Source organism: Dietzia sp. HMSC21D01, assembly GCF_001815995.1.
Taxonomy (GTDB): Bacteria; Actinomycetota; Actinomycetes; order Mycobacteriales; family Mycobacteriaceae; genus Dietzia; species Dietzia cinnamea.
Genome location: NZ_KV823676.1, coordinates 1 through 2,002 on the forward strand (window position 1 = coordinate 1; position 2,002 = coordinate 2,002).

The window sequence follows — 2,002 nt, forward strand, 5'->3', positions numbered from 1 at the left end:
CACCGGAGCCCGCCGCGCCGGCCGAGGCACCCCCGACGGGCCCGCGCGACACCTTCCCCGAGTCCCCCGCCGCTCCGGCCGCGCGCCGGCGCTCGAGGTACTCGTCGATCCCCCGCGGCAGATTGGTGAGCCGGCCGTCGCCGAACAGCGCCCACACGGAGTCACAGATGCGCTCGACGAGGTAGCGGTCGTGGGAGATCACGACCATCGTGCCGGGCCAACCGTCGAGCAGGTCCTCGAGCTGCCGCAGGGTGTCGATGTCGAGGTCGTTGGTCGGCTCGTCGAGCAGCAGCACGTTCGGCTCGTCCATGAGCACGCGCGTGAGCTGCAGCCGCCGCCGCTCGCCGCCGGACAGGTCACCGACGGGCGTGCGCTGGCGGGCGGGCGAGAAGCCGAGCCGCTCGGCGAGCTGCGACGCGGTGAGCTCATCCTTGCCGAACGCCACGCGGGTCGCGACGTCCTCGATCGCCTCCAGCACGCGCTGGTCGAGCGGCAGGTCGTCGAGCTCCTGCTTGAGCCAGCCGATGCGAACGGTCTTGCCCTCCTTGCGCCGGCCGGCCGCCAGCGGAGCCGCCCCCGCGAGGGCGCGCAGCAAGGTGGTCTTGCCGGAGCCGTTGACGCCGACCAGGCCGATGCGTTCGCCGGGCGCGAGCCGCCAGGTGAGGTCGTCGACGAGGGTGCGGCCGTCGGGGGCGTCGAGGCGCGCGTCCTCGAGCTCCACCACGACCTTGCCCAGCCGCCGCGCCGCGAAGCTCGACAGCTGTAGGGAGTCGCGCGGCGGCGGCACGTCCTTGATCAGCGCCTCGGCGGCCTCGATCCGGTAGCGCGGCTTGGAGGTGCGGGCGGGGGCGCCGCGGCGCAGCCAGGCGAGCTCCTTGCGCATGAGGTTCTGCCGCCGCGACTCGGTGGCGGCGGCCTGACGGTCGCGCTCGGCGCGCGCGAAGACCCAGTCGTTGTAGCCGCCCTCGTACTGCTCGACGCGGCCGTCGACGACCTCCCAGGTGCGGGTGGCCACCGTGTCGAGGAACCACCGGTCGTGGGTGACGACGACGAGCGCGCTCGATCGCCCGACGAGGTGGTCCGCGAGCCACTGGACGTCCTCGACGTCGAGATGGTTGGTCGGCTCGTCGAGGACCAGCAGGTCCAGGTCCTGCACGAGGGCCGCGGCCAGCGACACCCGCCGTCGCTCGCCGCCCGACAGGTCCGCGACGGGGGTGTCGAGCCCCAGGTCGTGGATGCCGATGCCGTCGAGGACCGCGCGGACGCGGGCGTCCCCCGCCCACTCGTGGACGGCCAGCCCGAGCCCGCCGACCACGGCCTCGCCGACGGTGTCGGCGGCGAGCTCGGTGCGCTGCGTGACCACGGCCATCCGCAGGCCGGAGACGCGGGAGACGCGCCCGGTGTCCGGTTCGGCGACACCGGTGAGGATCTCCAACAGGGTGGTCTTGCCGCCGCCGTTGAGGCCGACGACGCCGATGCGGTCACCGGCGTTGACGCCCAGCGAGACGTTGTCGAGCACCTGGCGGATGCCGAAGGAGATCGATCCCTGCTCGAGGTTGATGAGGTTGGTGGGGGCCATCTCTACTTTCCTGTGGGGTCGACGCCGGGGCCGGCGCCGCCGGACGGGTCGTCGCTGATGATGTGGGCGCCGCCGACCGGGCCGCGGGTGACGCGTACCTCGCGGGCGACGCCGGACTCGCTGATCTCCGCGGCCACGGCGATCGCGTGGTCGCGGTCGGAGCAGAAGAACAGGCAGGTGGGGCCGGAGCCGGAGACCATGCCGTGCAGCGCGCCGGCCTCCTGCCCGGTGCGGAGGGTCCTGCGCAGGGCGGGCCGCAGGGAGAGCGCGGCGGGATCCAGGTCGTTGGCCAGCAGGGCGGCGACGGCGGCGGGATCGTCGCCGCCGAGGGCCTCGACGAGCGACTCGACGCCGCCCGCACGCGGCACGGACCGCTCCGCGCGGAGCCGGTCGAGCTCGGCGAACACCGTCGGGGTGGACAGT

The 2,002-nt window shown here is 74.2% G+C and carries 1 protein-coding gene and 1 pseudogene; both read right to left on the reverse strand.

Going from position 1 to position 2,002, the window contains the following annotated elements; genetic code table 11:
* Positions 1-1,579 (reverse strand): ABC-F family ATP-binding cassette domain-containing protein (locus HMPREF3086_RS01845; protein WP_070719878.1); only part of this gene is annotated, 1,579 nt, incomplete at its 3' end.
* 2 nt (positions 1,580-1,581) lie between these two features.
* A pseudogene (locus HMPREF3086_RS01850) lies at positions 1,582-2,002 on the reverse strand (4-(cytidine 5'-diphospho)-2-C-methyl-D-erythritol kinase); the annotation flags it as partial.